Source organism: Brachybacterium sacelli (genome assembly GCF_017876545.1).
GTDB lineage: Bacteria > Actinomycetota > Actinomycetes > Actinomycetales > Dermabacteraceae > Brachybacterium > Brachybacterium sacelli.
The window spans coordinates 2,363,070-2,386,968 of sequence record NZ_JAGIOD010000001.1 but is presented as its reverse complement, the minus strand read 5'-3'; the positions used below and the strand labels follow the sequence as shown (position 1 = coordinate 2,386,968).

Below are 23,899 nucleotides of genomic sequence, written 5' to 3'. Positions count from 1 at the left end.
GTCGGCAGATCTCGGGGGCCGGGTCAGGCGCGTCGTGCGATGCCGGTCACGACGTCCGCCATCACCTCGGCGGCGTCGGTGATGCCGAAGGCGCGGGCCGCCTCCGCCATGGCCCGGCGGCGCGGTTCGTCCTGGAGCAGCGGGAGCACGGTCTTGCGCAGGTGGTCGGCGTCGAGCTCGCCATCGGGCACCATCAGGGCGCCGTCCGCGGCCACCATCTCCTGACCGTTCAGGGCCTGCTCACCGTTGCCGATCGGCAGCGGGACCAGCACGGCGGGCAGTCCGACGGCCGTGAGCTCGCTGACGGTGCCGGCGCCGGAGCGGGTCAGGGCGAGGTCCGCGGCGGCGTAGGCGTCCTCCATCGCGCTGACGTACTCCACCACCCGGTAACCGGGGTGCTCGCGCACGCCCTCGGCCTTGCCGCGACCGGTGACGTGGAGGATCTGGGCACCGGCGACGGTGAACTCCTCGGCCGCCGCCGAGACGGCGGCGTTCAGCCGCTGAGCGCCGAGGGAGCCACCCGTGGCCAGCAGCACGGGCCGGTCGGGGTCGAGGCCGAAGCCTGCGACGGCGTCACGGCGGCGGGCCCCGCGGTCCAGGTGGGCGATGCCCTCTCGCATCGGCATGCCGATGCGGCGGGCCCCGGGCAGGGAGGAGCCGTCGAAGGCGGTCAGCACCGCGGCGGCCCGCCGAGCGCCGAGCCGGTTCGCCAGTCCCGGCCGGCGGTTGGCCTCATGGACCACCACGGGCCGCCGCGCGGAGAAGGCGGCAAGATAGGCCGGTGGGCACACGTACCCGCCGAAGCCGGCCACCACGTCGATCTCCCGCTCGCGCAGGATCGAGCGGACCTGACCCAGCGTGCCCGCGAACCGCCGCGGGAAGCGCAGCGCGGCCGCGTCCGGTCGCCGGGGGAAGGGGACCTTCTCGATCGTGAGCAGCTCGTACCCGGCGGCGGGCACCAGGTCCACCTCGAGGCCGTCCGGGGTGCCCAGCACGAGCACCTCGGCCTCCGGGGTGCGGCGGGTGATCTGGGCGGCGGTGGCGAGCAGCGGGGACACGTGTCCGGCGCTGCCGCCCCCGGCGAGCAGGATGCGGGGGGCCTCGGCGGTCATCGGGTCCTTCGGGACGAGGAGGGGCGGGTCGAGCGCTGCGCGCGCTTCGTTCTCCGGGCCGGCTTGGGTTTCTTGGCCGGCTTGCGCTTCGTGGCAGGCTTGGGCTTCTTCGCTCTCTTCGCACGCTTCGGCCGGTCCTCAGCAGCGGTGTCGCGGGGCGCGGGCAGGACGCTGATGGAGCGTCGTACGGAGCCCATGCGGGCGCTGATCGCCTCGGGTGCGCCGGGCTCGCGGCGCGCGAAGGAGAGCAGCAGGCCGAGGGCGGTCATCGAGGCGAGCAGGGCGGAGCCGCCGGAGGAGATGAACGGCAGCGGCACCCCGATCACCGGCATCAGCCCGGTGACCACCATCATGTTCACGAAGGCCTGTCCGAGCAGCCAGGCGCTGATGCCGGCGACGGTGATCTGCATGAAGTGGTCGTCGATGCGGGTGATCATGCGGAACATGATCAGGGCGAGCACGGTGAACAGGGCCAGCACGCCCAGGGTGCCGATGAGGCCGAGCTCCTCACCGATGATGGCGAAGATGTAGTCGTCCTCGGCCGCGGGCAGGCGCCCCCACTTCTGGCGGGACTCCCCGAGTCCGACGCCCCACCAGCCGCCCTCGGCCAGGCCCATCAGTCCCTGCTCCGCCTGGTAGCAGGAGTCGCCCTCGCAGGTGCCGTGCATCCAGTTCTCGATGCGGGACATGCGGTTGGAACTGGTGATGGTCAGTGCGATGACCCCGGCGAGGCCGGCGATGCCGGCGGCCATGAACCAGCGGCGCGGCACGCCGGCGACCCACACGGCCGCCGCCACCAGCATGGCCATCACCAAGGTGGTGCCGAGATCGTGCCCGAGGATCACCAGGCCGAGGGAGACCAGCACTCCCGGGAGCAGCGGGACGATCAGATGGAAGGGCTTGTGCAGCAGCGGCCGTTTGGTCGCCAGCAGGGCTCCCAGCCACACCGCCAGGGCGAGCTTGAGGAACTCCGAGGGCTGGAGGGTCTGCCCTCCGACCGAGATCCAGTTGCGGTTTCCGTCGACGGCGACACCGAGCGGGGTGTGCACCAGCGACTGGAGCGCGATGCCGAGCCCGAGCAGCGGCCAGGCGGCCTTGCGATAGAACGACGGGGGGAGGCAGGCGGTGACCACGAGCAGCACCAGCCCCATGGCCGCGAAGGTGCCTTGGCGCAGCAGCCCGGAGTAGCCGGAGTCACCGCGGGAGATGTTCAGCACCGCGGTGGAGGACAGCACCATCACCAGCCCGACGCTGATCAGCAGCGTCCCGATGACGAGGAGTCCGTAGAAGTCCAGCGCCGGTGACCGCAGCCAGCCCCCGACGCCCTCGCGCACGCGGGTGCCGATGTTGCCGAGGGGCTGCTCCTCGTCGGGGCGGACGACGCCGGTGGACCGTCGGGCATCGCGACGGGTCTCCTCGATCGTCATGTGCTCGCTCCTGGCAGTCGGGTGACGGCCGCCGCGAACAGGTCCCCCCGTTCCGCGTAGTCACGGAACTGGTCGATGGAGGCTGCGGCCGGTGCCAGCAGCACCACGTCCCCGGCGGAGGCGAGGGATCGTGCGGCCCGCACCGCGTCCTCCATGAGTCGGGAGCGCCCGGCGACGTCGCCAGTGTCACCCGGATCGATGCGGCGGACGGGGACCTCGGGGGCGTGTCGCGCCAGGGCGGCGGTGAAGGGCCGCTCGTCGGACCCGAGCAGCACCACCCCGACCAGGCGGTCGCGGACCGCCTCCACCAGTTCGTCGAGGTCCGCGCCCTTGGCGTCCCCGCCGGCGATCCACACGATCCGCTCGGCCGCCCGCAGCGAGGCGGCCGCGGCGGCGGGGTTGGTGGCCTTGGTGTCGTCGACGTAGGCGATGGACTCGTGGGTAGCGAGCAGCTGGGCGCGATGACTGCCCATCCGGTAGGCCCGCAGCCCGTCGCGCACGGCCACGGCCCGGACGCCGTGGGCGCGGGCCAGCGCGGCGGCGGCGAGGGCGTCGAGCACGACATGGGGCCCGGCGCCCTGCGGACCCAGGTGCGCGAGGTCCTCGAGGCTGCCGAGCTCGGCGGCGGAAGTGCGACGCTCGGTGAGGAAGGCACGGTCGACCAGCATCCCGTCGACGACCCCGATCTCGGAGAGCCCCGGCGGTCCCAGGGTGAGCCCGACGGCGCGGGCGCCCTCGACGACGTCGGCCTCCTCGACCAGTTCCCGCGTGATGGCGTCGGCGGTGTTGTAGACGCAGGCGGTGCGCACGCCGTCGAAGACTCGGCCCTTGGCACGGGCGTACTCCGCGGCGCCGCCGTGCCAGTCCAGGTGGTCGGCGCTGACGTTCAGCACGACCGCGGCCTCGCAGTCCAGGTGCCGGGTCCAGTGCAGCTGGAAGCTCGACAGCTCGATCGCGAGGACGTCGAAGCCCTCGGGATCCAGCGCGGCCTCGATCACGGGGAGCCCGACGTTGCCGCAGGCGACAGCGCGCAGGCCCGCGTGCTGGAGGATCGATTCGAGCATGGTGACCGCGGTGGTCTTGCCGTTGGTGCCGGTGACGGCGAGCCAGGCGGGGCCGTCGGCGCTCTGCATGCGCCGGGCGAGCTCGATCTCGCTCCACACCGGGATCCCGGCGTCGGCCGCTGCGGCCAGCAGGGGCTGGGCGGGGCGCCAGCCGGGCGAGGTGATCACGAGGTCGATCTCGCGGTCCTCCGGCAGGGCGAGAGTGTGCTCCACGCCCAGGCGCACCTCGACGCCGAGCACCTCGAGGATCTGGGCGCGCTCGCGGATCTCGGGGGTGTCGGCGCCGTCGACGGCGAGCACCCGGGCCCCGCGCTGCATGGTCTGGTCGGCCACCGCGTACCCGGAGACGCCGAACCCGGTGACCAGGATCCGCAGCCCGGAGACGTCGAGCCCGGGCCAGGGTCTGCGCTCGGCGTCCTGGCTGGTCATGAGGTGAGCCTCGGCAGGGCGTCGAGGTAGAAGATGCCCAGGCCGATGCCCGCGAGGATGCCGGCGACGATCCAGAAGCGCACCACGATGGTGACCTCGTTCCAGCCCTTGAGCTCGAAGTGGTGCTGCAGCGGGGCCATCCGGAACACCCGCTTCCCGGTGAGCTTGAAGCTGCCGACCTGGATGATCACCGACGCCGAGATGACCACGAACAGGCCGCCGATGATGGCGCCGAGGATCTCGGTGCGCGAGACGATGGTCAGTCCCGCGATCGCGCCGCCGAGCGCGAGGGAGCCGGTGTCGCCCATGAAGATCTTCGCGGGCGAGGTGTTCCACCACAGGAACCCGACGCAGGCGCCGATGATCGCGGCGCACAGCACCGCCGTGTCCAAGGGGTCCCGGGAGGCGTAGCAGTGCACCACTCCCCCGGCGTCGAGGTCGACGTTGCACACCTGGCGCCACTGCCAGAAGGAGATGACGAGATAGGTGGCCGTGAAGATGATGGTGGCGCCGCTGGCGAGCCCGTCGAGCCCATCGGTGAGGTTCACGCCGTTGGACCAGGCGGCGACCAGGAAGTTCGCCCAGATCGCGAAGAGGATGAAGCCGACCACCGAACCGCCGAAGGCGAGGTCGAGCCAGTCGATGTCGCGGACGAAGGAGAGCTTGGTCGAGGCAGGGGTGTTGCCGGTGCCGTCCGGGAACAGCAGGGCGAGCACCGCGAACGCGGTGGCCACCAGGAACTGGCCGATGAGCTTCGCGCGGGGCCGCAGACCGAGGCTGCGCTGCTGGGAGATCTTGAGGTAGTCGTCGAGGAAGCCGACGACTCCGAGGCCGACCATGAGGAACAGCACCAGCAGCACCGAGACGCTCGGCCAGGTCTGGGTCAGCAGGTGGGAGAGCCCGTAGGCGAGGAGCGTGGCCAGGATGATGGCCACGCCGCCCATGGTCGGCGTGCCGCGCTTGGTGGCGTGGGAGGTGGGGCCGTCGTCACGGACGAACTGGCCGTAGCGCTTCTTCACCAGCAGCCGGATGTACAGCGGGGTGCCGACGATGGACAGGACGAGGGCGGCGGCGCCCGCGATGATGATCGCGATCATGCGTCCTCACCCCGTCCCAGGTGCTCGATCAGGGGGCGTGCGATCTGCCGGAGGCCGGCGTCCCGGGACGACTTCAGGAGCACCACGTCGCCAGGGGCCACGACCCGTTTCAGCACGGCGAGCGCCTCGTCCACCGTGTCGAGGTACTCGGACTCACCGCCGAAGCTCCCCTCGAGGCTGGCGCCGTGGTGGATGGGGGCGGCGCCGTCTCCGACCACGTAGAGCTGGCCGATGTTCAGGCGCACCGCGAGGCGGCCGATCTCGTCGTGCAGGCGGACGGAGTCCGGTCCCATCTCGAGCATCTCGCCGAGCACGGCGATGGTGCGATGGCCGCGCCCGAGGTGAGCGAGGGTCTTCAGCGCCTGGCGCATCGAGTCGGGATTGGCGTTGTAGGCGTCGTCGATGACCAGAGCTCCCCCGGCGCGAAGCGCCTCCATGCGCTGCCCGGTCGCGAGCTTCGCACCGTCCAGGGCGGCCGTCGCGGCAGCGAGGTCGGCGCCCGCGCTGAGCGCGGCGGTCAGAGCGGCCAGGACGTTGGCGGCCTGGTGCTCGCCCAGCAGGTCCGGTCGGACCGGGAAGCTGCCGGCCCCGATCGGCTCGCCGCGCAGGGTCTGCAGGCCCTCGGGCACGACCAGGGTGAAGCTCACCCGGGCGTCGTCGTCGAGGGCGAGGTCCTGACCGCGCACGTCACCGGTGGTGAACCCCCAGGTGAGCACGGGGGCGGCGCTGCGGCCGGCCATGCCGGCCACCAGGCGGTCCTCGGCGTTCAGCACGGCGCGACCCTCGGGGGCGAGCGCCTCGACCAGCTCGCCCTTGGCGCGGGCGATCGCCTCGACGCTGCCGAACTCGCCGAGGTGGGCGCTGCCGACGTTGAGGACCAGGGAGATGTCAGGGCGGGCGATGTCGGTGAGTTGGGCGATGTGGCCGATCCCGCGAGCGCCCATCTCGAGGACGAGGAATCGGGTGCCGGCGCCGAGCCGCAGCACAGTCAGGGGCAGGCCCAGCTCGTTGTTGAAGCTGCCGGCGGGCGCGATCGTCTCCCCCGCGGTGCGCAGGATGGTGCCGAGCAGGTCCTTGGCGCCGGTCTTGCCGGCGCTGCCGGTGATCGCGAGGACCACCAGCTCGGGGTTCTCCTGCCGGGCGCGCTCGAGCTGCGCACGGGCGAGGTCCCACAGCGCGGTGCGGACGTCCGCGACCAGCACCGCGGGGACGGTGGTCTCGCGGGCGACGAGGGCGAGGGCCGCCCCGGCCTCTTGCGCGGCGCCGACGTAGTCGTGCCCGTCGACCCGTTCGCCCAGGAAGGCTGCGAAGAGGTCCCCCCGGGCGACGTCGCGGGAGTCGATGCGGGCCGTCCCGGTGACGAGCTCGTCCCCGGTGGCACCGGCCACCAGTCGACCGCCGGTGATGTCGGCGATCTCCCGTGCCGTGATCTGCAGCATGCTCAGCGTTCTCCGTCCGTGTCGTCGTCGCCCGTGCCGCCGTGGGCAGCCAGCGCGTCGCGCAGGCGGAGGCGGTCATCGAACGGATGGACGATACCGCCGATCTGCTGTCCCGTCTCGGCGCCCTTGCCGGCGACCAGGATGGTGTCGGACACGTCGGCCAGACGGACCGCCAGCTCGATCGCCGCGCCGCGCCCGTCGACCTCGTGGACCTGCGCGTTCGTGGTCGCAGGTATGCCCGAGCGCACGGCACGGCGGATCTCGGCAGGGTCCTCGGAGCGAGGGTTGTCATCCGTGACGACGACCACGTCGGCCAGGCGCGCGGCGACCTCCCCCATGGCGGGCCGCTTGCTGCGGTCGCGGTCCCCGCCGGCCCCCATCACGACGATCAGGTGCCGGGTGCCGGGCACGGCGCGCAGGGTGGTCAGGGCCTGGGCGAGGGCGTCGGCGGTGTGGGAGTAGTCGACCACGCCGCGGATCGGGGAGCGCGCGACCAGTTCCATCCGGCCGGGCACGGTCCCCGCCTCGGCGAGCGCGCGGGTGACCTCCGGGCCGCGCCGGCCGACGGCGGCGAGCAGCAGCTCGGCGGCGAGGGTGTTGGCGACATAGTGGCGGCCGGGCAGGCCGGAGTGCAGCGTGCGCCTCCCCTGCGGGCCCTCGACGGTGAAGGTGCTGCCGTAGCCCTCGGCCACGATCTCGCGGACCACGTGGTCGGCTTCGGCGTCGGGTGCTGTCGCGTAGGTGACCACGGGGACCTCCGCCTCACGGGCGAGGCGCCGGCCCCACTCGTCGTCCACGCAGACGATGCCGCGCGCGGCGTGCGCGGGCGTGAACAGGACGCGTTTGGCCTCGAAGTACGCCTCCATCGTGCCGTGGAAGTCGAGATGGTCCTGGGAGAGGTTGGTGAAGCACGCGACGTCGAAGACGACCTCGTCGGCCCGGTGCAGGACCAGGGCATGGCTCGAGACCTCCATCGAGGCCACCTGGACCCGGTCCTCGAGCATGCGGGCCAGGATGCCGTGCAGCTCGGGCGACTCGGGGGTGGTGCGCACGGTGGCGATCGCGTGGTCGCTCCCCCGCTCATCCCGGTAGGTGGTGCCGCTGGTGCCGATGACTCCGGCGGCGTCCCCGAGGGCGTCCAGGGTGCGGGTGACGACGGTGGTCACGGAGGTCTTCCCGTTGGTGCCGGTCACGCCGATCGTGGCCAGGCGCTCGGCAGGCCGTCCCTGGACCAGGGCAGCGGCGAGCGCGGTCGCCTCCCGCGGGTCGGGGACGACGAGGAGCGCCAGCCCCGCCTCACGGCAGCGCTCGGCACCCGAGGGATCGGTGAGGGCGAGGACCGCGCCGCGGTCTCGCGCCTGGGCGGCGAACTGCGCGCCGTGGGCGTTCGCCCCGGGCAGCGCGCACCACAGGTCCCCGGGGGCGACGCTGCGGGAGTCCAGGGTGACGCCCGTGACGGTGAGGTCCGCGGACGGCGGTTCGGCCCCGAGGGCGACGGCGAGGGCCGCCGCGCCCGCGCCGAGGGGGCGGCGCGGGCGGGCGGGTTCGGGGGTGGGGAGGTGCGGATCGCTCACCGGCTCGTTCACCATTCGTTCTCGAGCTCTCGGCCGGGGGTCCCGGTCGGGGGGATGCCCTGGTTCTGCAGGGTGAAGGTCATCAGCTCGGAGAACGCCGGGGAGGCGGCGCGGCTGCCGGAGATGAAGGTGTCCAGACCGAAGACGAACACGCCGACCACGATGTCCGGGTCGTCCGCCGGGGCGTAGCCGATGAAGGAGGCGGTGTACGTGCCGTCGGACACCTGGGCGGTGCCGGTCTTGCCGGCGGTGGCGTAGCCGGGCACCGCGGCGGGGTCCTTCTCCTCGTCGACGTCGTTGTCCATCATGGCGCGCATGGTCGCAGCGGTGTCGGAGGAGACCACCCGGGTGCTCTCGGGCTGGCCCGTCGGCCGCACCGTGCCGTCGTCCTGCCGGGTGCCGGAGACGAGGGACGGCTGGACGCGCACGCCGTCGTTGGCGAAGGTGCCGACGGCCGAGACCATCTGCAGGGCGTTGACGTTGTAGCCCTGCCCGAAGGCGGTGGTGTACCGCGTGCGGCCGTTCCAGTCCTCGGGCGGGTGCACGGTGCCGGAGGACTCCCCGGGCAGCTGCACCCCCGTGGGCTCCCCGAGGCCGAAGGCCCGCAGGTAGTCGTAGCGGACCTGCGGAGAGAGCTCCTCGGCGATCTGCACCGTGCCGACGTTCGAGCTGTTCTTCAGCACCCCGGCGAGCGTGAGCTTCTGATCCGGGTGGTAGTGGGAGTCCTTGATGCGCTCGCCCTCGAAGTACTGCTCGTAGGGGATCTCGTACTGGGAATCCGTGCTCGCCGTGCCCTCCTCGAGGGCGGAGGCGACGGTGAAGAGCTTTCCGGTCGAGCCCGGCTCGAAGACGTTCGAGATCGAACGGTTGCCGAGGAACTCCCCCTTCTCGTCGCCGGGGGCGTTGGGATCGTAGGAGGGGTACTCGGCCATGGCCAGGACCTCGCCGGTGCGCGAGTTCATGGCGACCGCGCTGCCGCCGTCGGCGCCCCACTTGTTCACGGCCCCGGCGACGATCTGCTGCGCTTTCCACTGCAGGTCGCGGTCGATGGTGAGCATCAGGTCGCTGCCGTCGACCGCGGGGGTCGTGTGCTGCTCGCCGGTCGGGATGATCTGACCGCCGGCGCCGCGCTCGTAGCTGGTCTCGCCGTCGGTGCCGCTGAGCACGTCGTCGAAGGAGTACTCGGTGCCGGCCAGGGCGCTGCCGTCCGCGCCGACGAAGCCGAGGATGTTGCCGCCCACCGAGCCCGAGGGATAGATCCGGTCGGCGACCCGATCGGCGCCGATGCCCGGGATCTTCAGGGCGAGGGCCGCGTCGCGCACCTTGGGCTCGACGCTCTTGGAGAGGTAGACGAAGCCGCGGTCGCCGGTGAGGGCCTTCTTTGTGTCGGTGACGGACCAGCCCAGCACGGGGGCGAGCTCCTGCGCGGCGGCCTCGATGCCCGTGGGGCCCTCGTCCTCCCCCTGGCGGTACTGACCGACCTGCTTCTGGTTGACCCACAGGTCGTAGCGTTCGACCGAGCTGGCCATCGTGGTGCCGTCGCTGTCCAGGATGTCCCCGCGCAGGGCGGGGATGGAGCGCGTCACCGTGCGCTGCTCGATGGCCTCCTGAGCACGGGCGCTGGCGTCCAGCCCCTGGACCCAGACCAGACGTCCGGAGATCATCAGCACCGCCACCAGGATCATGCAGATCAGCAGCCGGTGGCGGACCGCCGGTGCCCCGATCCGGGACGTGCTCCCGGTTCCCCGGGTGGTGCGGGACCGCGCCATGGTCAGGCTCCCTCGTTGCCCATGCCGTGATAGGTCGTGGGCTCGTCGTAGATCTCAGCCGGCGGGACGGCCTTCTCGGCGGGCACGTCCGCGAGCTCCGGATTGACCTCAGTCTGCTGTGCCGGGGATGTCTCGCCGAGGATCTCGCCCGTGTCGAGGTCGATATAGGCCGGATCCGTGACCGGGACCATGCCGATCTCCCTCGCCTCGCGCTCGAGCGACTGCGGGGTGCCCAGGCGCTCGTTGGTCTCGGAGAGCGCCTGCTTCTCCTCGGTCAGCCGCTGGGACTGGCTCTGGAGCCGGGTGATCTCGTAGCTGGTGTCGGACATCTGGATGTTCAGGTACAGCAGGGCCGCCAGGGTCGAGACCACGATCAGGGTGCACAGGAGCGTGAACGGCATCGCCCCGCCGGCGGCCCTCGGCGCCGCCACCAGTGTCAGGCGCGGGCGCGGAAGGGCGGCGGACCGGGACCCGCGGACGGGACGGACCGCGGGGGCGTGAACGGCTGACGTGCTGGCCATATCAGTGACCTCTCCGGGCGGATCGGGTACGGGTGAGTGCGCGCAGACGCACGGAGGCGGCGCGGGAGTTGCTGCCCCGTTCGGCCTCGTCGGCCTGGAGGGCGCCGCGCACGAGCGGGGTGAAGGTCGGCCGGTGCTCCTCGAGCTCGACCGGCAGTCCGGGCGGGGCGGAGGACCGGGTCCGCCGCGTGAAAGCGGTCTTGACCAGACGGTCCTCCCCCGAGTGGTAGGACTCCACGACGATGCGGCCGCCGACGTGGAGGCAGTCGAGGGCGGACTCGATCGCGGAGGCGAGGATCTCGAGCTCCTCGTTGACGGCGATCCGCAGCGCCTGGAAGGTGCGCTTGGCGGGATGGCCGCCGCTGGCCTTCGACGCGGCGGGGATCGCCCGGTCCAGCAGCGCGACCAGGTCACCGCTGCGCTCCAGGGGTGCCGTGGCGCGCTGCTCGACGATGCGGCGGGCGATGCGGCGGGCGAAGCGTTCGTCACCGAGATCGTGGAGGATCCGGGCGATCTCCGACTCCGGCAGGTCGCGCAGCAGGTCCGCGGCGGTGGGGCCGTCGGACGCGCTGTCCATGCGCATGTCGAGCGGGGCGTCGACGGCATAGGAGAAGCCGCGGTCGGAGGTGTCGATCTGGAAGCTGGACAGGCCCAGATCCATCATCACGGCGTGGGCGCCGGGCAGATCGAGATCCTCGAGTACCTCAGGGATCTCGTCGTAGGTGGCGTGGACGAGGGTGGCGCGGTCGCCGACGCCCTCGCGGTCCAGCCGCTGCCGGGCCAGCTCGAGCGCCTGGGGGTCCCGGTCGATGCCCACCAGGTGGGCCTGCGGGGCGGCCCGGAGCACGGCGGTGGCGTGCCCGCCCATGCCGAGCGTGGCGTCGACGTAGATCGAGTCCGGCTCCTGGAGCGCGGGCACGAGCAGCTCGACCGAGGTGGTGAGCAGGACCGGGAGGTGCCGGGCCTCCGCCGGCGCGCCGTCCGTCGTCTCGTCCATGTCACCCCTCCCCTGGGTCTCTCGTGTGCTGTTCCTGGGTGTCGGATCGCTCCGATCCCCTCGGCTCCGCCTCCTGGTCGCGGCGCCGTCCTGCCAGATTCCCCGTCGTTCCCGACCCGCCACCGGGGAAGTTGCATCGGGGCGGGAACGACGAGAGGTCTCACAGGACGGATGTCCGTCGAGCCGAACTCAGAACAAGCCGGGGACCACCTCCTCGGAGGTCTCGGCGAAGCCTTCTTCCTTCTGTTCGAGATAGGTCTCCCAGGCCGGGAGCGACCAGATCTCGAGTCGATCGAGTGCGCCGATGACGGCGCATTCCCGGTCCAGGTCCGCGTAACCGCGCAGATGACCCGGGATGGTGATGCGGCCCTGCTTGTCCGGGATGACGTCCTCCGCTCCGGACAGCAGCACGCGCAGGTAGTCGCGCGTGCGCCGATCGGTGGTGGGCGCCCGACGGGCCTCCTCGAGCTTCTGGCGGAACTCGGCGAGCGGGTACACGGCGATGCAGTGCTCCTGCCCTCGAGTCATGACCAGTCCCGAGGCGAGCTCGTCGCGGAACTTGGCCGGGAAGATCAGGCGCCCCTTCTCGTCGAGCTTGGGCGTGAAGGTGCCGAGGAACATCCAGGCCCTCCTTCACTTGCCGAGACTCGCGATCCGAAACCCATCTCCTCCCAACACGCTCCACTTTACCCCACTAGTCCCCACATCGTGCTACCCAAACACCTGATTCACCCCACATGCCCTCTGTCATCGCAGGTCACGAGGGTGGTGGAAGGTGGGGGAAAAATGGCGCGCGGCGCGTCGGAGAACGGTCCTGAGCACTGCGCAGCGCCGGGCCTCCCCCGCCACTCCGCGCCGTCACCAGAGGAAACATGCAGGTCACATCGCTTCAGTGCTCAGTGACGTCTCGAACGGGGTGAGGGTGGAGCGAAAGGGAGGGACCCGGTGGAGGGAAGTGGGGATTCCCGGGGAGCAGGAGGGGTACGGCGCGTTCGCCGCGTCCCGACGGCACCGAAAGACGGCGCGAACCGCCCGGTCGGCCGCGGGCTACCGTCCTCATCGGCGGCACCGGGGAGCGGACACGAAGAAACCCCGGCTCGCAGGAGCCGGGGCTTCCGGGGTCGTGGTACGCTGCGCGGCGCGGTCTCAGACTCGGGGGTCGTCCCCGGAGCGCTTCTCCCAGCGCGCCTCGAGCTTGCGCATGAAGGTTCCGCCGCCGTCGTCGTTGCGCGGTGTGCTGGGGCCGCTGCCCCCACCACCGCCGCCCGATTCGGACGGGCCCTGCTGCGCGGAGGAGCTCGGGGTGGTGACCGCGAAGACGGCACCGGCGAGCATCCCCAGGAAGGCGATGACGCCCAGCCAGACGGCTGGCAGGGAGACGGCCAGGATCAGGACGCCGAGACCGACGACGACGCCACCGAGGCCGATCGCGATCCGTCGCCCGCTGCGCCGGCGGTTCCTGCCCGGCGCGAAAGCCCGCGCGAGGCGTGGGTCATCAGCGAAGAGCTGACGCTCCATCTCGTCGAGCATCTTCTGTTCATGATCAGACAGCGGCATGATTCCCGCTCCTTGTCCCCGGTCCTCTCGCGCTGGTGAGCGCACCGACCGCCGATCGTGGTCCGGAGCCCCCATCGGCGTTGCCCCCAGTTTAGAGCCACTTCCTGAGTTATGGAAACTCTCGTCGTGACGCATCACGATCGCCGGATGGAGCTCAGGGCCGGTCGTGCTCGGACGGCGACGGGGCGTCGGTCCGCTGCGCCGTTCCCGGGGCTCCCGAGAGGGTCGATCCTCGGCTGAGGCTGGTAGTCCCGAAACGGTCCACGGCGCGGTCCATGGCCGCCTCGAGGTCCCGCCACTGCCCCGACCGCGCGGTCAGTTCGTGCTGGTACGGGGTGGAGGCCTCGGGCTCGAGGTGGGTGGCGCGGACCCCGGCCAGTCGGATCCGTCGGAGCCGGTGCCGTTCCCGCTCCCAGAGCGCCACCACATGCTCGCGCAGCCGCTCCCCGCTCGCGGTGGGCTGGTCCAGGGTGGAGGAGCGAGTGATGGTGGTCCCGTCCGGACTGCGCAGCTTGAGCACCACGGTGCGGGCGACCAGCTCCCCGCGGCGCAGCTGCCGGGCGACGTCGTCGGCCATCACCGTGATGCGGCGGCGCACCTCGTCGGCGTCGGTGAGGTCCTCGTCCCAGGTGCGTTCCGTGCCCAAGGACTTGTCGCGCACCCGGTGCCCCAGTCCGGTGCGGTCGCTGCCGTCGGCGAGGTGCGCGATCTCCGGCGCGCGGGGGCCGAGGGCGCGGGCGAGCGCGGAAGACGGGATCTCGCGGATCTGGCCGATGGTGTGCACACCAAACCGTTCGAGGCCGGCGACGGCCTTGGGGCCGATCCCGGAGACCGCGGAGACCGGCAGCGGCGCCAGGAACTCGGCGGTGCGCGCCGCCGGGACGATCAGCTGGCCGTCGGGTTTGGCCTGCGCCGAGGCGATCTTGGCGACCGCGCGCGAGACCGAGCCGCCCACGGAGCTGGGCAGGTCGAGCTCCTCCCTGATCGTCCGTCGCAGCAGCGCGGCGATCTGCTCGGGCTCGCCGAACAGCCGGCGCGCTCCCCGCACGTCGAGGAAGGCCTCGTCGACGCTGATCTGCTCGACCTCGGCGACGACGGAGCCGAGGATCTCCATCACCTGTGCGGAGATCTCGCGGTAGTGCCCGCCCCGCGGCGGGACGATGACGAGGTCCGGGGCCAGGCGCCGCGCCGTCGCCATCGGCATCGCCGAGCGGATCCCCCGGGTGCGGGCGGGATAGCTGGCAGCCGCCACCACGCCCCGGGCCCCTGCTCCCCCCACGACCACAGGAAGGCCTCGCAGACCCGGGTCGTCGCGCACCTCGACGGAGGCGAAGAAGGCATCCATGTCCAGGTGGAGGATTCCGGGGACCTCCGGTGGGGATCCCGTGCCCGTGCGTGCGTCCATCGGCACCTCCTTCGTGCTGGCACTGTACCTGGCACGGGCTGGCGGGCCGGCGGGCCGAGGAGGTCATCCGGCCAGGGAGGTGACGTGCTCCGGCAGCTCCGCGACCAGACGCCGGGAGACCTCGTCGAGGTGCCGGCCGGTGTCCCGCAGGTGCTCGTCGAGCAGCCGCGGGTCGGGACGCGCCGAGGGGTCGCGGTCCAGTCGCGCGCGCTCGGCCACCAGCGGCGGGAGGGCGCTCGCCCGCTCGGCCTCCTCACCACCGAGCCTCTCCAGCGCGGTCCAGACGTTCAGCGGGAGCCGGCGTCGACGGTCGCGATTGGCCCGGGCGACGAGGATTCCGGCGCCCCTCAGCGCTGCCCGGTGCACGAGCTCGAAGGCCTCGCGGGGATCGCTCGCCGCGACGTCGCTCCCCTGGCGGAGCAGGGTGCGGGCCCGGTCCAGGTCCGCCTGGTCCTGGTCGAGGTGCGCGAGCCGCAGGCGGAGGCCGCGGGCGTCGGCGGGGAGCTCCCGGGCCTGCCCCCGGCGGCGGGACGTCGTCGTGGCCATCGCTGCTCCTCCCTCTGTGGGCCCCGCCGCCCGTCCGGGGGCAGGAACGCCTCGACTGCTGATGCCCGAAACGCTAGGCGCCAGGTCCGACGGACGAACGGGGCGGGGGCCCGCGGTGGACGGGGAGGGGCTGGGGAGGAAGGTCGCGGCCTGGCCTCAGAGAGTCTCCTAGAGTGGGGCGATGCCCCGTCGCGAGCGTGTGCGCCACGCCCCTTTCGAGCACCTCGGTCCGCTCGGTGCCCAGATCCCGATCTCCACAGGGACCGCCCGCCTCACGCTCGAGAACGACGGTTCCGTCCTGCTCGACGTCAACGGCGTGCCCTCCTCGCACCTGCACCCGGACCCCGAGCATCTCGTGTTCGAGTACATGCGGTGGATGCTGCTGGCCATCGACCTCCATCTCGACCTCGAGGAGGGCCGGGCCCCGCAGCTCGCCCATCTGGGCGGCGGCGGATGCTCGCTGCCCCGGGCGATCGCTGCGCGTCATCCGCGCTCCCGGCAGATCGTGGTCGAGCTCGACGAGCTGCTCGCCGACCAGGTGCGGACCTGGTTCGATCTGCCGCGCTCGCCCCAGCTGCGGCTCCGGGTCGACGACGCGATGGACGCACTCGCGTCCTGGCGCGAGGACCGCTTCGACGTGCTGGTGCGCGATGTGTTCGCGGGGGCCACGACGCCCGAGGCGCTGACGTCGCTGCGGGCCGCCGAGCACGCGGCCAGGGTGCTGCGTCCCGGCGGGCTCTACCTCGCCAACTGTGCAGCACCGCCGGGGACCGGGCTGATCGCCGGCGAGGTCGCCACCCTCTCGGCGGCGTTCGCGCACGTCGGGGTCATCGCCGAACCCGCCCATCTGTCGGGCAGGCGCCGCGGGAACTGCGTGCTGCTGGCCTCGGACGGCCCACTGCCCCCGGGGATCGATCGGGCACTGCGCTCCGACGCGGTGTCGGTCCGGCTCGCGCAGCCCGCCCAGGTCCAGGCGCTGGCCCGCGCCGGGCGGGTCCGCGGACAGGGCTGAGCCCTCGACGCGGATCCGCTGCGTCCCGCGGACGACGACGGGCCGGGCAGGAGCTTCTGCTCCTGCCCGGCCCGTGAGATCTCGGGGTCCTCGGGATCAGAGAGGGCGGACCTGCTCGGCCTGCGGCCCCTTGTCACCCTGGCTGACCTCGAACTCCACGCGCTGACCCTCGTCGAGGGCGCGGTAGCCGTCCATGTCGATCTTGCTGTGATGCACGAAGACGTCAGCGCCGCCTCCGTCGATCTCGATGAATCCGTAGCCCTTTTCGGCGTTGAACCACTTGACCGAGCCCTGTGCCATACCTGTCACCTTCTGTGTCGTCCATCAACGATCGCGGTACGCGATCGCGGCGCCGCGTGAAGCCGTCCCCCGCCGAGGCGGGTGGCGTCAGGTGCAAGCCGTACTGCTGTGCCGAGGCACCATCGACGGACTGTCCTGCCGGACCTGCATCACCGCAACGCCGCCATTCTGTCATGACAGTGTCCTCGTTCACACGGAGTTCGGCGATCAGCGATCACGAAGCAGTAACAACTCGGCGCGACCGGCACCGCCGAGAGGTCACAGCTGACGGGGATCGTCCGGCCAGTCGCCGTCGTGATCGGCGAGGAACCGCTCGAAGTGCTCGCCGATCTCGTCCGCCGTCGGCAGATCCATCGTGGTCGCCAGCGAGGAGGCGGCCCCGCCCTCGCTCAGGGAGTCGTACTGCTCCTCGAGGGCGCTGACGATCTGCCGCACCTCCCCGTTCTGCTCGAGCGTCCCCTGCAGGGCGACGGTCGCCGCATCGGTGAGGTCGCCGAGGTGCACCAGCGGCAGGTCGAGCCCGGCGGCATCGCTGACCCGGCGCAGCAGGGCGAGTGCCCCGGCCGGGAAGTCGGTCCGCGTGAGGTAGTGCGGGATCTGGGCCGCGTAGCCCATCGCCGGGTGATCGGCGCGTCCGAGCTGGTGCTCGAGCAGAGCGCCGAACGCCGCCGGCACCACGATCTCGGAGCCCTCCTCGCCGTCGGTCCCCGGGGTGGTGCCGGGCGCCGGCGTCGGCCGCGCCCCGGGCCGCCCCAGCAGGGAGGGGTCGTTCGCATGGGCGATCAGCCCGATCGGACGGGTGTGCGGGACCGCCATGGGCACCGCCTGCATGCCCACCACGCGCTCCACGTCGAAGAACTCGACCAGATCGATGAGCGCCTCGGACAGGCGCCGCCACTGCAGGTCGGGTTCCGGCCCGTCGAGGAAGAGGAACGGACGGTCGGCCTCGTCGTACATGAGGGACAGGGTCAGCTCGGTGATGTCGACGCTCGTGTAGGAAGTGCCGTCGAACACCGCCTGCGGGCGGGAGCCGCGGTAGTCGAGCAGCTCGTCCATGTCGAAGGTGACCAGCCGCAGATGCCGCAGCTCGTCGCGCAGGTAGGTGGAGGCGATCCGGCAGGCGTTGCCGGCGTCGACCAGGCCCGGCAGGGCGTGGACCAGGGTCAGACCGGTGCGCGGCACCGCCGCCAGCACCTCGGCGTCCTCGTACCGGTACAGGTCACGTGGGTCACGCATCGGCGTCTCCTCCCTCGTGGCCGGTTGGGTGCCCCGGATGGCACGTGCATCCAGGCCTGTCCACCATAATGGACCACCGTGCTTCGCCGACCCCGGGAATCTCCTGGGCGGCGGGAGGATCAACCGTCGAAGGGGGCAGGTCCGTGGACGACGCGGAAGAGCAGATCGCCCGGGAGATCGCGCGCGAGCAGGCCTACGCGGACCGGCTCTACGCGCGGCTCGATGAGCTCATCGAACAGGTCGAGGGCAATCTGGAGCGGATCCAGGCCTCGCAGCACGCCTCGACACACCAGAACCGGTCCGAACGGGACTCGTTCATGGCGCTGTACGAGGACCGCCTGGCCCTGCTGCGCTCCGTCGCCCGCAGCGTCGTCTTCGGCCGGCTCGACACGGACGACGCCGCCCGCCGCTACATCGGCCGCATCGGACTGTTCACCGCGGATCGCGAGCAGCTCCTCGTGGACTGGCGCGCACCCGCCGCGGCCGCCTTCTACCAGGCCACCAGCACCGACCGGCTGAACGTCCGGCTGCGCCGCCACCTGATCAGCCGCGGACGCACCGTGATCGGGCTCGAGGACGACGTCCTGGACCAGACGGTGCTCGACGGCGACCACCACGACGTGGTGCTGCAGGGAGAGGGAGCCCTGCTGGCGGCGGTCTCCGGCCAGCGCACCGGGCGCATGGGCGACATCGTCGCGACCATCCAGTCGGAGCAGGACCGCATCATCCGCTCCACCAACCGTGGCGTGCTCGTGGTCCAGGGCGGCCCCGGCACCGGCAAGACGGCCGTCGCCCTGCACCGTGCGGCCTATCTGCTGTACACCCATCGCCGTCGGCTCGAGCACACCGGCGTGCTGATCATGGCCCCGACCCCCGGGTTCCTGCGGTACATCGAGCGAGTGCTGCCGAGCCTCGGGGAGTCCGGCGTGGTCATGCTGACCCCCGGCGAGCTGTTCCCCGGCATCGAGACCTTCCTCCACGACACCGACGAGGTGGCCCGCCTCAAGGGCGACGTGGCGATGGCCGAGCTGCTCGCGCGCGCGGTCAAGCAGCGCCAGATCGTCCCTTCCGCCGACATCGAGCTGCGGATCGACGGCACGCCGATCACTCTGACCCGAGACGCTCTCCGCGCCGCCCGGCGCGAGGCCCGCGCCACGCACAAGCCGCACAACGCCGCCCGCGCCGTGTTCGTGCGCGCCGCGATGGACCGCCTGGTCGAGGCCTATGAGGAGGCACTTGTCGCACGCGGCAGCACCGTCGTCCCCGAGGACCGTCCCGGCCTGTTGTCCGACCTGCGCCACGATCCCGAGGTCAAGCGTCAGCTGAACCTCGCCTGGCTCCCCTACACGCCGCAGGGATTCCTGCGGGTGCTGCTGGCGCGGGAGGACCGCGTGCGCGCCGCGGCGCCACCGGCCCTCGCCGATCGTCTCGATCTGCTGGTCCGCGCCAAGGACGCCCCCTGGACCGTCGAGGACGTCCCCCTGCTCGACGAGGTCGCCGAGCTGCTGGGCGAGGACGCCGCACCGTCCGAGGCCCGGGCGCGCGAGGCCGCCGACCGCCGGGAGGCCGACGTCGACTACGCCCGCAAGGTCATCGAGAACATCGACACCTCGGGCATCGTGCGCGCCGAGGACCTCGCCGACCAGGTCAGCCAGATCCGCGACGGCCGCACCCTCGCCGAGCGCGCCTCGGCCGAGCGCAGCTGGACCTACGGGCACGTCGTGGTCGACGAGGCCCAGGAGCACTCCCCCATGAGCTGGCGCGCCCTGATGCGGCGCGCCCCCACGAAGTCGTTCACCGTGGTCGGGGACGTCGCCCAGACCTCCTCGGCCGGCGGCACCTCGTCCTGGAGCGACGCCCTGGGCCCGTACATCCAGGACCGGCTGCAGGTCGAGCACCTGAGCGTCAACTACCGCACCCCGCGGCGGATCATGGACCGGGCCGTGGCGATGGCCCAGGCGCATCGGCTGCCGGTCACCGAGGTCAGCTCGGTGCGAGAGGGCGACCGCGATCCGCTCATCGAACGGGCCGGGCCGACCGAGCTCGCCGAGCGCACGGCCGAGGCCGTCGCTGCCGCGTACGCGGACAATGTCGGGCGGCTGGCCGTGATCACGATCGCCGAGCGCGTCGAGGCGGTCCTGGCGCAGCTGCACCGTCGCGAGGACGTGCCACGGGCGGGCGCCGGATCCTCCGGCGTGGACGACGAGGTCGCCGTCATGACTGCGCAGGAGGCGAAGGGGCTGGAGTTCGACGGCGTGATCGTCCTCGAACCGGCCGAGCTGCTCGAGGACCACGGCGCCGGCGATCTCTACGTGGCGATGACCAGGACGACCCATCATCTCGGCGTGGTCCATTCCCGCGATCTGCCCGAGGGGATCGCGCCCTCCTGAGACAGGGATCGGCGGCCGCGGCTTCCCCTCCGCGACCGCCGATCGGTCGTGCACTGCGTGAGTGCACGAGGGATATCTTATGCACAGCCGACGGCCCCTTCGAACCGATCTGTGAAGAATCCCGGAAACTATGGTCCTTTAGCCGGAATGCCCGACTCTCAGGCGCGGGCGGACGCCGACTCTGCCCGCAGTCGGGCGATCTCGCTCTCGAAGTCCTCGAGCGAGTCGAAGTCCTGGTAGACGCTCGCGAACCGGAGGTAGGCGACCAGGTCGAGCTCCTGCAGCGGTTGGAGGATCGACAGGCCCACCTGGTGGGCGTCGACCTCCGCCTGGCCGCTGGCGCGGATGGTCTCCTCGACCCGCTGGGCGAGCAGCGCCAGCTCGTCGTCGCTCACGGGACGCCCCTGACACGCCTTGCGCACGCCGGAGATCACCTTCGTCCGACTGAACGGTTCACTGACCCCGGAGCGCTTGAGCACGGACAGGGAGGCCGTCTCGGAGGTCGAGAAGCGCCGCGAGCAGTTCGGGCACTGGCGACGGCGCCGGATGGTCGCGCCGTCGTCGGACGTGCGCGAATCCACGACCCGGGAGTCAGGATGGCGGCAGAACGGGCAGTGCATCCGGTCAGGATACCGGCACGCCCCACGGTCAGCGCGCGAGGGCCTCCACGGCCGGCAGCTCGATCTGCTGACCGGCCGTGACCCGACCGGTGGGCAGCTGGTTGAGACTGCGCACCGCCGCGACGTACTCCTGCTCGCTCATCTGCGCGGGGGCGAACTGCTCGGCATAGCCCCACAGGGTGTCGCCCGCCTCGACCGTCACGGTCACGGGATGCTCCGGTTCGGAACCCGCGAGCGCGGTGGGCACGTCGAGCACCAGCAGCAGCGTGCCGGCGACGAGCAGACCGAGCAGGAATGCGACCAGAGTCAGCAGGGCGCGGCCCCGCCGGGTGGGCTCGAGTCGAACATCCGCTCGAGACGGCTGCGCATCGCGCTGGTCGTGGTGCTGCGGGAAAGGAAGGACCGGGGCGGTTTCCGTAGGCATGTCCGAACTCCTGTTCGATCGAATCTTTGTGCGACTGTAGCCGGAGGGCGGCGCGACACGCAAGAGGAATCTCGAACACCTGTTTGGCATCGGGTGCGCGCCGCCCTAGGCTGGGCGACAGGACAACGGAACCGCGAGGGTCCGACAGACGAAGCCAGGAGGCCCGCACGATGACGCCGAGCACCCCCCAGCCGATCCGGTCGCGGGGCGACGCCCCGGCCGATCCCGCCACCGCGGGACTCACCCGTCGCCAGCGCCTCGTCCTCGAGACCATCAACGATGCGATCGCCGATCACGGGTACCCGCCCACGATGCGGGAGATCGGTGACGCGGTGGGGCTGACCTCCTCGTCCTCGGTCTCGCACCAGCTCCAGGCGCTCGAGCGCAAGGGCTTCCTGCGCCGGGATCCGAAGCGTCCGCGGGCCATGGAGGTCGTGATGCCCGAGGACGACGGCGCCCCCGCGCCCGTGCCGGTGCCCGACATCGCCCCCGAATCCGTCACCGTGCCCGTGGTCGGCCGCATCGCGGCCGGGGTGCCGATCACCGCCGAGGAGCAGGTCGAGGACGTCTTCACCCTCCCCTCGCGTCTGGTCGGCGACGGGAACCTCTTCCTGCTGCAGGTCGTCGGCGACTCGATGATCGACGCGGCCATCTGCGACGGCGACTGGGTCGTGGTGCGCAGTCAGCAGGCGGCCGAGAAGGGCGAGATCGTCGCGGCCATGATCGACGGGGAGGCCACGGTGAAGACCTTCGTCCAGCGCGATGACCACGTGTGGCTCATGCCCCACAACCCCGCCTTCGCGCCCATCCTGGGCGACCACGCCGAGATCCTCGGCAAGGTCGTCGCGGTGCTGCGCGCGGTCTGACGCGTCACCGCGCCGCCGGGTCCCGCGCTCAGTTCCTCGGGCACGTGCGCCTCACGCCTCGGCGAGGCGGCGCAGGGCACCGAGGGCGACCTCGGGATCCGCCGTCGGCCACAGAGGCGGCATCGCCTCCCGCAGGAAGCCCCCGTACCGGGCGGTGGCCAGGCGCGGGTCGAGCACGGCGACCATGCCACGGTCCTCGTCGGTGCGGATCAGGCGGCCCGCCCCCTGCGCCAGCAGCAGGGCGGCGTGCTGCGCGGAGACCGCCATGAAGCCGTTGCCGCCGCGACGGCCGATCCGCTCCTGGCGGGCGGAGGTCAGCGGGTCATCGGGCCGCGGGAACGGGATCCGGTCGATGGTGACCAGGCGCAGGGAGCGACCCGAGACGTCCACCCCCTGCCACAGCGTGAGGGTTCCGAACAGGGAGGCATCCTCGTCATCGCGGAACTTCCGCACCAGGTTCGCCATCGAGTCCTCGCCCTGGACCTCGATCGTGAGGTCGAGACGCGCCCGCACGTGCTCGGCGGCGAGCTCCGCCCCGCGCCGCGAGGAGAACAGGCACAGCGCGCCACCGCGGGAGGCCTCCACGAGATCGGTGAGATGGTCGAGCATCGCCGGCGAGGGCCCGTCCCGGCCGGGCTGCGGGAGATGGCGGGCCATGTAGAGAATCCCCTGGCGGGGGTAGGCGAAGGGGCTGCCCACGTCGAGACCGGCCCAGGCGCCGGCATCGTCTCCCGGCGGCACCTGGTCCTCGCCCGTCCGATCGGCCCGGGCCAGCCCCACCTCGCCCGCCGCGGGTTCGAAATGGCCCCCGAGGGCGAGAGTCGCCGAGGTGAGCACGGCGGTGCGGTCCTCGAGGATCGCACCGCGCATCGCCGCGGCGACGCTGAGCGGGGCCACCTGGATGCTGGAGCGCCCGGTGGCCTGCGAGTGCGAGACGGAGACCACGTCGTCCTCCCCCGGCGCCGTGAGCCGTTCGCAGACGTCGATGATCTCCTGCAGGTTAGCCCGGACCGTCTTGCGGGTGCCGGCGGTGGCCGCGGAGCCGTCCTCGCCGGCGTCCTTCGCGTCGGAGTGGGCGGTTCGCGCCTGTACGCGCAGCTGCCCGATGGCATCGGCGAGGCGCTCGGGCAGGTCGCCGAGCACTCGGCCGTCCGGCGCGAGCTCGAGGGACTCGCGCAGCTCTTCGGAGGCGTCGTCCAGGGCGATCGCCGCGACCCCCAGGCTGCGCAGCTCGCGCACGGTCCCGCGCAGCATCCCCGGGGTGAGGACCTCGGTGACGGCGCCGGTGACGCGTCCGGTGAGGTCGTGCGCCTCGTCGAAGACCACGACGTCGTGGTCCGGGATGATGCCGTGTGAGTCGAAGGCGTCGATGGCCAGAAGGGCGTGGTTGGTCACCACGATGTCGACCTCGCGCGCGATCTCCCGACTGCGCTCGGCGAAGCAGGACTCCACCATCGGACAGGTGCCCCCCAGGCACTGGGATCCGGTGACGGAGACCTGCCGCCAGGCGCGGTCGGCGACGGGGTCCTCGAGGGAGTCGCGGTCGCCGCTTTCGGTCTCCTCCGCCCATTCGCGCAGGCGACGCACCTGGTCCCCCAGGCGTTCACTGCCGCCGCGGGCGGGATCGGCTGCGGCCTCGGCGAACAGCGCCCCGGGATCGATGTCCACCGGGTAACCGCCGTCGAGCTTGTGGCGGCAGAGGTAGTTCGCCCGCCCCTTGAGCAGCGCGAAGGTGGGCGTGCGCGGAAGGTGCGGGGCGAGGGATTCCACCAGGCGCGGCAGGTCCTTGCGCACGATCTGTGTCTGCAGCGCGATCGTGGCGGTGGAGATCACCACGGGCCGACGGCTGACCAGGGCGTGGCGCAGCGCGGGCACCAGGTACCCGAGCGACTTCCCGGTGCCGGTGCCGGCCTGCACGAGCAGGTGACGACCACCGGACATGGCCGTCTCCACCGCTTCGGCCATGGCCTGCTGGCCCGGCCGTCGGGTGCCGCCGATCGCCGAGACCGCCGCGTCCATGAGGGTCGACAGCTGGATGTCGGCGGCCCCCGGGGCGGCCTGGTGAGCGGTGGCGGTGGTCATCGGCTCAGAATATCCGCGCCGTCGCCCCCGCC

The 23,899-nt window shown here is 72.1% G+C and carries 21 protein-coding genes; 3 read left to right on the top strand and 18 right to left on the bottom strand.

What is annotated here, in order from left to right:
* Positions 1–23 precede the first annotated feature (23 nt).
* From JOF43_RS10735 to JOF43_RS10675, 13 genes are all read right to left on the bottom strand, one after another.
* Entirely contained in the window at positions 24–1,112 is a 1,089-nt protein-coding gene (locus JOF43_RS10735; RefSeq protein WP_209901889.1) for a UDP-N-acetylglucosamine--N-acetylmuramyl-(pentapeptide) pyrophosphoryl-undecaprenol N-acetylglucosamine transferase, read from the bottom strand.
* Positions 1,109–2,539, bottom strand: a complete 1,431-nt coding sequence (gene ftsW / locus JOF43_RS10730) for a putative lipid II flippase FtsW (RefSeq protein ID WP_209901887.1) — start codon at positions 2,537–2,539, stop codon at positions 1,109–1,111. Before ftsW ends, JOF43_RS10735 begins: the two co-directional genes overlap by 4 nt.
* Positions 2,536–4,032, bottom strand: coding sequence for a UDP-N-acetylmuramoyl-L-alanine--D-glutamate ligase (gene murD / locus JOF43_RS10725; protein ID WP_209901885.1), 1,497 nt, complete (start codon positions 4,030–4,032; stop codon positions 2,536–2,538). Before murD ends, ftsW begins: the two co-directional genes overlap by 4 nt.
* A complete protein-coding gene (gene mraY, locus JOF43_RS10720) occupies positions 4,029–5,129 on the bottom strand; it encodes a phospho-N-acetylmuramoyl-pentapeptide-transferase (protein WP_209901884.1) in 1,101 nt (366 codons plus the stop codon). The genes murD and mraY overlap by 4 nt, the downstream gene beginning before the upstream one ends.
* Positions 5,126–6,568, bottom strand: coding sequence for a UDP-N-acetylmuramoyl-tripeptide--D-alanyl-D-alanine ligase (locus tag JOF43_RS10715; RefSeq protein ID WP_209901882.1), 1,443 nt, complete (start codon positions 6,566–6,568; stop codon positions 5,126–5,128). The genes mraY and JOF43_RS10715 overlap by 4 nt, the downstream gene beginning before the upstream one ends.
* 2 nt (positions 6,569–6,570) lie before the next feature.
* A complete protein-coding gene (locus tag JOF43_RS10710; protein WP_342592146.1) occupies positions 6,571–8,142 on the bottom strand; it encodes a UDP-N-acetylmuramoyl-L-alanyl-D-glutamate--2,6-diaminopimelate ligase in 1,572 nt (523 codons plus the stop codon).
* Positions 8,143–8,150: 8 nt separating this feature from the next.
* Complete coding sequence (locus JOF43_RS10705) at positions 8,151–9,911, bottom strand: peptidoglycan D,D-transpeptidase FtsI family protein (RefSeq protein WP_209901879.1); 1,761 nt, start codon at positions 9,909–9,911, stop codon at positions 8,151–8,153.
* A 2-nt stretch (positions 9,912–9,913) separates the two neighbouring features.
* A complete protein-coding gene (gene ftsL / locus JOF43_RS10700; protein ID WP_209901877.1) occupies positions 9,914–10,432 on the bottom strand; it encodes a cell division protein FtsL in 519 nt (172 codons plus the stop codon).
* A 1-nt stretch (position 10,433) separates the two neighbouring features.
* Positions 10,434–11,429 (bottom strand): 16S rRNA (cytosine(1402)-N(4))-methyltransferase RsmH, encoded by a 996-nt coding sequence (rsmH, locus tag JOF43_RS10695; protein WP_209901876.1) that lies wholly within the window; start codon positions 11,427–11,429, stop codon positions 10,434–10,436.
* 189 nt (positions 11,430–11,618) lie between these two features.
* Positions 11,619–12,050 (bottom strand): division/cell wall cluster transcriptional repressor MraZ, encoded by a 432-nt coding sequence (mraZ, locus tag JOF43_RS10690; protein WP_209901874.1) that lies wholly within the window; start codon positions 12,048–12,050, stop codon positions 11,619–11,621.
* Between the two features lie 525 nt (positions 12,051–12,575).
* Positions 12,576–12,986 (bottom strand): DUF3040 domain-containing protein, encoded by a 411-nt coding sequence (locus JOF43_RS10685; RefSeq protein WP_209901872.1) that lies wholly within the window; start codon positions 12,984–12,986, stop codon positions 12,576–12,578.
* A 154-nt stretch (positions 12,987–13,140) separates the two neighbouring features.
* Entirely contained in the window at positions 13,141–14,391 is a 1,251-nt protein-coding gene (gene dinB / locus JOF43_RS10680) for a DNA polymerase IV (RefSeq protein WP_209901870.1), read from the bottom strand.
* 63 nt (positions 14,392–14,454) lie between these two features.
* Complete coding sequence (locus tag JOF43_RS10675) at positions 14,455–14,937, bottom strand: SAV_6107 family HEPN domain-containing protein (protein ID WP_209901868.1); 483 nt, start codon at positions 14,935–14,937, stop codon at positions 14,455–14,457.
* 181 nt (positions 14,938–15,118) lie between these two features.
* Between JOF43_RS10675 and JOF43_RS10670 the strand changes: the two genes are divergently transcribed.
* Complete coding sequence (locus tag JOF43_RS10670) at positions 15,119–15,949, top strand: spermidine synthase (protein ID WP_209901866.1); 831 nt, start codon at positions 15,119–15,121, stop codon at positions 15,947–15,949.
* Positions 15,950–16,045: 96 nt separating this feature from the next.
* On the opposite strand, the gene JOF43_RS10665 is transcribed toward JOF43_RS10670, so the two are convergent.
* Positions 16,046–16,249: a cold-shock protein gene (locus tag JOF43_RS10665; RefSeq protein ID WP_010551414.1), complete on the bottom strand. Its 204-nt coding sequence runs from the start codon at positions 16,247–16,249 to the stop codon at positions 16,046–16,048.
* A gap of 258 nt (positions 16,250–16,507) precedes the next feature.
* Complete coding sequence (locus JOF43_RS10660) at positions 16,508–17,485, bottom strand: PAC2 family protein (protein ID WP_209901864.1); 978 nt, start codon at positions 17,483–17,485, stop codon at positions 16,508–16,510.
* A 143-nt stretch (positions 17,486–17,628) separates the two neighbouring features.
* Here JOF43_RS10660 and JOF43_RS10655 point away from each other — a divergent pair, with 143 nt between their 5' ends.
* Positions 17,629–19,875, top strand: a complete 2,247-nt coding sequence (locus tag JOF43_RS10655; RefSeq protein ID WP_209901863.1) for a HelD family protein — start codon at positions 17,629–17,631, stop codon at positions 19,873–19,875.
* Between the two features lie 158 nt (positions 19,876–20,033).
* Here JOF43_RS10655 and nrdR read toward each other — a convergent pair whose 3' ends face one another.
* Together nrdR and JOF43_RS10645 are read right to left on the bottom strand one after the other, a co-directional pair.
* Positions 20,034–20,495, bottom strand: coding sequence for a transcriptional regulator NrdR (gene nrdR, locus JOF43_RS10650; RefSeq protein WP_209901861.1), 462 nt, complete (start codon positions 20,493–20,495; stop codon positions 20,034–20,036).
* A gap of 28 nt (positions 20,496–20,523) precedes the next feature.
* Complete coding sequence (locus tag JOF43_RS10645; RefSeq protein ID WP_209901859.1) at positions 20,524–20,919, bottom strand: LysM peptidoglycan-binding domain-containing protein; 396 nt, start codon at positions 20,917–20,919, stop codon at positions 20,524–20,526.
* 170 nt (positions 20,920–21,089) lie between these two features.
* On the opposite strand from JOF43_RS10645, the gene lexA reads away from it, so the two are divergent.
* Positions 21,090–21,785, top strand: a complete 696-nt coding sequence (gene lexA, locus JOF43_RS10640) for a transcriptional repressor LexA (RefSeq protein WP_209901857.1) — start codon at positions 21,090–21,092, stop codon at positions 21,783–21,785.
* Between the two features lie 51 nt (positions 21,786–21,836).
* Here the strand turns inward: lexA and JOF43_RS10635 are convergent, their stop codons facing one another.
* Positions 21,837–23,867, bottom strand: coding sequence for an ATP-dependent DNA helicase (locus JOF43_RS10635; protein WP_209901855.1), 2,031 nt, complete (start codon positions 23,865–23,867; stop codon positions 21,837–21,839).
* Positions 23,868–23,899: the final 32 nt, after the last annotated feature.